This window comes from Thalassospira mesophila (assembly GCF_002115755.1).
Taxonomy (GTDB): domain Bacteria; phylum Pseudomonadota; class Alphaproteobacteria; order Rhodospirillales; family Thalassospiraceae; genus Thalassospira; species Thalassospira mesophila.
On sequence record NZ_JFKA01000006.1, the window covers coordinates 30655 to 37264 of the forward strand.

General features: G+C 50.5%; 6 protein-coding genes. 2 read left to right on the forward strand and 4 right to left on the reverse strand.

Annotated elements, in window-relative coordinates; all coding sequences use genetic code 11:
* Nucleotides 1-563 precede the first annotated feature (563 nt).
* Nucleotides 564-1514, forward strand: coding sequence for a bile acid:sodium symporter family protein (locus tag TMES_RS14180; protein WP_085583668.1), 951 nt, complete (start codon nt 564-566; stop codon nt 1512-1514).
* 110 nt (nt 1515-1624) lie between these two features.
* Here TMES_RS14180 and TMES_RS14185 read toward each other — a convergent pair whose 3' ends face one another.
* From TMES_RS14185 to TMES_RS22645, 4 genes are all read right to left on the reverse strand, one after another.
* Nucleotides 1625-2347, reverse strand: coding sequence for a copper resistance protein B (locus TMES_RS14185; protein ID WP_085583670.1), 723 nt, complete (start codon nt 2345-2347; stop codon nt 1625-1627).
* A gap of 3 nt (nt 2348-2350) precedes the next feature.
* Nucleotides 2351-4027: a copper resistance system multicopper oxidase gene (locus tag TMES_RS14190; protein WP_085583672.1), complete on the reverse strand. Its 1677-nt coding sequence runs from the start codon at nt 4025-4027 to the stop codon at nt 2351-2353.
* 77 nt (nt 4028-4104) lie between these two features.
* Complete coding sequence (locus tag TMES_RS14195) at nt 4105-4743, reverse strand: cupredoxin domain-containing protein (RefSeq protein WP_245835438.1); 639 nt, start codon at nt 4741-4743, stop codon at nt 4105-4107.
* A 57-nt stretch (nt 4744-4800) separates the two neighbouring features.
* A complete protein-coding gene (locus tag TMES_RS22645; protein ID WP_143589664.1) occupies nt 4801-5121 on the reverse strand; it encodes a hypothetical protein in 321 nt (106 codons plus the stop codon).
* A gap of 397 nt (nt 5122-5518) precedes the next feature.
* On the opposite strand from TMES_RS22645, the gene TMES_RS14200 reads away from it, so the two are divergent.
* Nucleotides 5519-6610, forward strand: coding sequence for a helix-turn-helix domain-containing protein (locus TMES_RS14200; protein WP_085583674.1), 1092 nt, complete (start codon nt 5519-5521; stop codon nt 6608-6610).

A 6610-nucleotide genomic window follows, 5' to 3' on the forward strand; every position in this document is an offset into this window, starting at 1 on the left:
CTTGTTGGGCATGATGCAGCTTGCTCCGATATAGTTCAAATTTGTAGTCAATCCGATTGTCCACCACAGACATGGCTTTCTGCTGCGCTTCGTTTTTAAACGCAAATAAAGGAAAATGTTTCTTGTATCATCAAGCATGGAAAGTTCCGATGTTTGCTAAACCATACCTACGGATGGATTGTTATAATGATCGTGGGCAGGCCATCGTGCGACCGTAATAGGTGGGATGCGAACAAGAAAACAATCTGATGATACAATTATCAGGTCCATTCCCCCCACCAGAGCCGAATAATAGTATTTCCAGAATGTCTTCTTGATGTCATATGATGACCTTGGAAGAGGTCAAAAAGAACGTCGTGTGTCTTGCACCCCCCGAACGATGGTTCTGCCTTGTGCTATCAGGGGGAGACATCAACAAGATTATGTTCGTCGTTATCAATGACCGCTCGTCGATTAACTCAAACACGCCCCAGAACTGACAGGAATTGCCACCGAAATTAGTACTCCTGAAAAGATCAAACGGGGCCACATTATAAAAAACTTGCTTCACAGGAGGAACGTTCGTGATTCTTCAACTCTTTCCAGTTTGGGCATTATTGCTCTCGTTGCTGGCATTTTTCGTCCCCGGTCCGTTCACATCGTTGAGTTCGGGGATTGTGCCGTTACTTTCCGTGATCATGCTGGCCATGGGGCTGACCTTGACGACCAGGGATTTTGCCAATGTTGCCAAAAGCCGCAAGGCCCTGATCGTTGGCGTTATTCTTCAGTTCCTGATTATGCCGGTTGCGGCCTGGCTGGTCGCGAAACTGTTCGGATTTGATCAGGAACTTACCGTTGGCATGTTGCTGGTTGGTAGCGTTGCCGGGGGCACGTCGTCCAATGTGATGTGCTACCTGGCAAAGGGCGACACGGCACTTTCGATCTCAATGACTGCTACTTCAACCATCATTGGTGTGTTCCTGACCCCGGTTCTGGTGGCGTTGCTGGCAGGACAAAGCATTGATGTTCCGGTCCAGCCGATGCTGTTGGCTTTGGTCAAGGTGGTTCTGGTGCCCGTCATCCTCGGTGTTGCCCTGAATGAATTTGCATCGAAATGGGTCCGCAAGGTCGATGTGATTTTTCCCTATGTGTCGATGGTGGCCATTCTGGTTATCATTGCCATTGTCGTTGCCCTTAATGCGGGCACGATCGCGAGTGTGGGCCTGATCGTTGCTTGCGCCGTGATCCTGCACAATGCCATTGGTCTGTGCCTTGGTTATGGTGTTACGGCACTTTTGGGCTTTGATCGCAAAATCTGCCGCACCATCGCATTTGAAGTTGGCCTGCAAAATTCAGGTCTTGCTACCGCACTTGCCATGAAGTTCTTTACCCCGGTTTCGGCCCTGCCCGGCACGTTGTTTAGTGTCTGGCACAATATTTCCGGCTCGCTTCTGGCCGGGTACTGGAGCCGGAAGCCGCTTGGCAATTCAGTTGATGATGCCGCGACTGAAAACAGCGTGACTGAGACCATCTAATCAGGCAAAACCCGGGCCGGAGAAATCGCGATAACATCTCCGGCCCGATTTCAGATTGGTTTTAAGATATTCGTTGGTTCTGGAGGGCATCACCCTCCTGGTAATTGGCCTCAGAACATCAGACGCAAGCCGAAGACGGCAAATGTTGCTTCGTAATCCGCGCCTTCATCCTTGGCTAAACTGGCCGTATTGCCGAGTTTTCGTTCATAAACGATCCCGATATATGGCGAGATACTTCGATCGATAATGTCGTAGCTAAGACGAAGCCCGAGTTCGATATTTGAAAGACCTTTGCTAACCTCAATCTCGGGATCATCCGAGAAAGCGGCATTAAGTTCGACAGAGGGCGTCAAAATCAGGTGGTTGGTGATAAGGCCTTCATACGCGATATCAAGTCGCGCACTGCTATCCCCTGTTTCACTGACGAAAAGGTCGGCATCGACCTCAAACCATTGTGGTGCAAGGCCGGTTATTCCCACAGTGCCATACCAGCGGTCCGTCCCTTTGGGAGTGTCCAGACGAACCCCGCCTTTGACGTCGAAAAAATCACTGACAGGGGTTTGGAGAACCAGTCGATTTTCAAGTTTTTCATTGATGCCGGCATTGATGTCGCGCTCGCCTTCGCCTTGCCAGCGTAACTTTAATTCGTCCGTGCCAATAAATGCGCCACCGTTCCAGGAAAACAGTTTTTCACCTTCGTCTCCGGCACGGTATTCAAACTGTTCCATCTGAAGGCCGTAGAAAACGGGGTTGTCTGCCTTTGCCGTCAGAGAAAAAGAAAGCAACGGCGCAATCACGCCGCAGCCAATTGCAATCAGATTAATAATCTTCATGATTTATTGGCTCCCGTTCTTTAGGGCCGCAACAGCCGGGCCGCCTTCGACGATGACCTTGCGGAACATGCCTGTCGCCATGTGATATGTCAGATGGCAGTGGAAGGCCCATTCGCCGGGTGCATCCACCTCTGTCTCGGAATAGACGGTGGTTCCGGGATTGATGTTGATTGTATGTTTGACCGGGTTCCATTTGCCTTTACCGGCATCCAGAATTGACCACATGCCATGCAGGTGCATTGGATGAGACATCATGGTTTCATTAATGAATTTGAAGCGGACACGTTCACCGTATTTAAGGCGAATTGGTTCGGCATCCTCGTATTTGATGCCATTGATTGACCAGGAGTACCGTTCCATATTTCCGGTAAGTCGCAGTTCAATTTCGCGCGTGGCTGGTCTGTCGGCATAAAGCGGTTTCTGGGCTTTCAAATCACTATAAGACAGAAATTTTCCGCCATTCACGGCCTTTGGTATCAAGCCACTCCCAGAGGCATAAAACGGATCTGCTTTGGGGGCTCCCATCCCTGAGTGATCCATTCCCGCCATCTCGCTCATGGTGCTGTGGTCCATGCCTGACATGTCATCCATACCAGATCCGCCCATAGATGAATGATCCATCCCCATATCTGCCATCGTCAACAAAGGTGCATCCGTTCTGCGTGGCGGGATTTCTGCACGCATACCGACCCGAGGGGCCAAAGATGCAAAAGCAAAGCCGGACCTTCCCATGGATTGCGCCATGATTCCGTACGCTTTTTCTTCTTTCGGCTGAACAATCACATCATATGTTTCGGCAACCGAAATGCGGAATTCATCGACCTTGACAGGCTGGACGTTGTTGCCGTCAGCCTGCACAACGGTCATTGTCAAACCAGGAATGCGGACATCAAAATAAGTCATTGCTGACGCATTGATGAACCGCAAACGCACGCGTTCATTTGGTTTAAACAGGCCTGTCCAGTTTTGCCTCGGAGACTTTCCGTTAATCAGGCCAACAAATCCCTGCACATCCTCGATGTCGGTCGGCGTCATTCGCATCTTGCCCCAATCGCCGCGCTCCGACAGGGTCGGTGTCAGACCATTCTTTGAAACATCGTCGATAAAATCGCTCAATGTTCGCTGTTTGCGGTTGTAATAGTCGGGCATCATTTTCAAATTACGCAGAATTCGGGCACCTGAATGCGGATGCTTGTCCTTTAAGACAACCACATATTCCCGATCAAATTTGAACGGCTCGCGCTTTTGCGGCGCGATAAGGATGGCGCCATAGGCGCCGTCGGGTTCCTGAAAACCTGAATGGCTGTGAAACCAATAAGTTCCGCTTTGCTGCACAGGAAACTGGTAGGTGAATGTTCCGCCCGGTGCAATGCCCGGAAAACTGATGCCCGGAACACCATCCATCTGATAGGGCAGAATGATACCGTGCCAATGAATGGATGTCGGCTGATCAAGGTTGTTTGTAACCCTGATGGTCGCGGTCTCGCCCTTGGTGAAGCGCAAGGTCGGGCCGGGGGACGACCCGTTATAGCCGATGCCCCTGGTTTGTGTTTCTCCGGTATCGATTGTGACATAATCAACTGTCAGGTCGTAATTTGCCGCATATGCTGTTGAAGACATAGCAATAGCCGCAGCCGCCAGCATACCCGAAAGGATGCTTCGAACAAATTTCTGTTTCATTTCTGGATTCCAAAGAGTTCAGGTGCGCCAGAGGTGCAAGCGATTAATACCTCTGGCGCAAAGGACTGGATGCCGGCTTATTGCGAGCTGATTTTGCCCATCATTCCGCTTTCATAATGCCCGGGGACATTGCACGCGAATTCCAGCTCTGCCTCTTTTGGAAAGGTCCAGATTATCTCGGCGGTTTTGCCGGGTTCCAGCAATACGCTGTTGGGGTCGTCATGGTTCATGGTCATGCCGTTACCCATGTCCATCTTCATCATCGACATGTTGATTTTGTCGGCTTCCAGGGCACCATGTTCCATCATTATCAGCATTTCTTTTTGGTGATCTGCGTGCATTGCTGCCGTTCCGATGTTGAATTCGTGAACGAATTCACCCTTGTTTTCGATAAGGAAACGAACCGTTTCACCGCTGCGGACGACAATTTTTTCTTTGTCGTAAAAATTGTCCTCCATCGTGATTTTGATGGTGCGATGCACATCGGACATCTTGCCAGGGGCCCCGATTTGGAGCGAATTTTCGGCGTCATGTCCGCCACTGTGACCTGCACCGGCCAAGGCTGGTGCCCGGGAAACAGCAAGTGCGCCAAGGATAAACGCTGAAATCGCAATGCTGCGCATGAGGGGCGAGTTGAATTTGGGCATATATATGCTCCTGAACAGATAATCAGTTGGGAGGCCCCCTCCACGCAAAATGACTGCGTTCTTGTCCACCTGTCTGGTGGATCAAGGTTACAAACGAGAGGGCGCATTTAAAAAAACTGAATTATCTCAGGTGCGTGGAGGCTTGACGCTTACATCAACATCCACAGATGCCAGAATGCTGTTCTTATCCCAGTACTTAACAGGCCTTACGGCAGGAACGGCATGCCATGACCCGTTTTCTTCCTGCGTCAACGGACCACAAACAGCCATGCCGCAGAAATCCTCATGCGAGGAATGCTCACCCAGGGGCATTTTGGGGGAAACATCAAGAGCGGCGCTGGTGCCAATGGAATGAAGACTGTCGAACCCTGAATGCATGCGCTCAATGCCTGGCAGTATAACTGTCAGGGTCATGATAATTGCGATGAAACAGGAAAAAATTCGCACAGATGGTTCCTATATGAAGCGCCAGAAGGGTAGCGTTATCGAAAGCCCGGAATATCGTCAAGTAGTAATGTTGTGACAGGTGACGCCGTAAGTGCTGTTGAAATCCCGGCCATTATATCAGGTAAAACCGGGCCAGTATGATGGCGGCGAAGATGGTTTTTGGGAACAGGACTGTGTGAAAGTCGCCTGGGAAATTATACTTACGTATTATATGTCGACTTTTGAGGATAGTTTTGCCCACTCAGGTTTTGCTTGACCGATAATGGGGTGTTGAAACTTTTCCAATGATGTTAAGGCTGTTCGCAATAAAAATAATTAAGTCGCAAAACCAAGTAGGTGAGCGACAAGGTTGATGCGATCAGGCTGTTTCATGTAACAGTTTTGATGGAAGGGGCCTATGCCCGCACAAGTGATAGAGACGTCGGTATTCGATACAGGAAGGATCGAAGAACGATTGCGCTACGATGTTTGGCGCGAAAGTATTTCCTGCATTTTTAATGTCGATACATCGAAAGATTTGCGTGACCCGCGACGGTTCAATGCTGTTATCAAGGCATTGCGTGTCGGCAATCTGATGCTGGCCGAGACCACAACGGTGGCGCAGACATGGCAACGACGCCCGCTGGAAATTGCGCGCGACGGGCTGGACCATTTTATGATCCAGTTATTTGTTCGGGGTAAAATGTCCTGGACCACGCCCTATGGCGAAGAAGCCGCCGGCCCTGGTGACCTTGTAGTGTTTGATCTCGCCCGGGAAATGCAAAGCCGGACCAGCGATTTCAATCATTTATCACTGATTATCCCGCGGGACCGCCTGGGTCCGATGCTGGACCACCCTGATTATCATCATATGCAGCGGTTGCCGTCTTCCATGCCTTTGGCACGGTTGCTGGGCGACTATATTTTGTTGCTTAATCGTAATTTGCCCTCTCTCGATAATCCGCTGGCGACAGACTTGTTGCCTGCCGTGATTTCCATGGTCGCTTCGTGCCTTAACGCCATGGGGCCGCCTGGACGGGTTGGTGACGGGCCGATGGGGGATGAATTGGCTGAAACGCGCATTCGTTCGTTTATTCGCGAAAACCTTGGTGACACAGGGTTGGATGTAAACGGGATTTGTGACGGATGCGGAATTTCACGCAGTGCTTTGTATCGCTTGTTTCGTGAAGAAGGTGGGGTACGACATTTTCTGCGCGAGCAACGCCTGGTCAAAGCAATGCGCGAATTGTTGTTTTTTCCCCAGCATCAAATATCAATGATCGCCAGAATAAACGGTTTTAGCCACGCCAACGATTTCAGCCGGGCTTTTCGGCGACGTTTCGGGCTAACCCCGCGCGATTTGCGGGCAAGCAAGGCCAGATATTCGGAAAAATGGCGTGCCGGTAGCGGTCAACCAAACCGTGAATATGAAGAGTGGCTACGCCAAATTGGCCAGATCGGGAGCGCCAACCACAACGACGGTGCCCATGCCAAAAGCCCGCCATGGTGA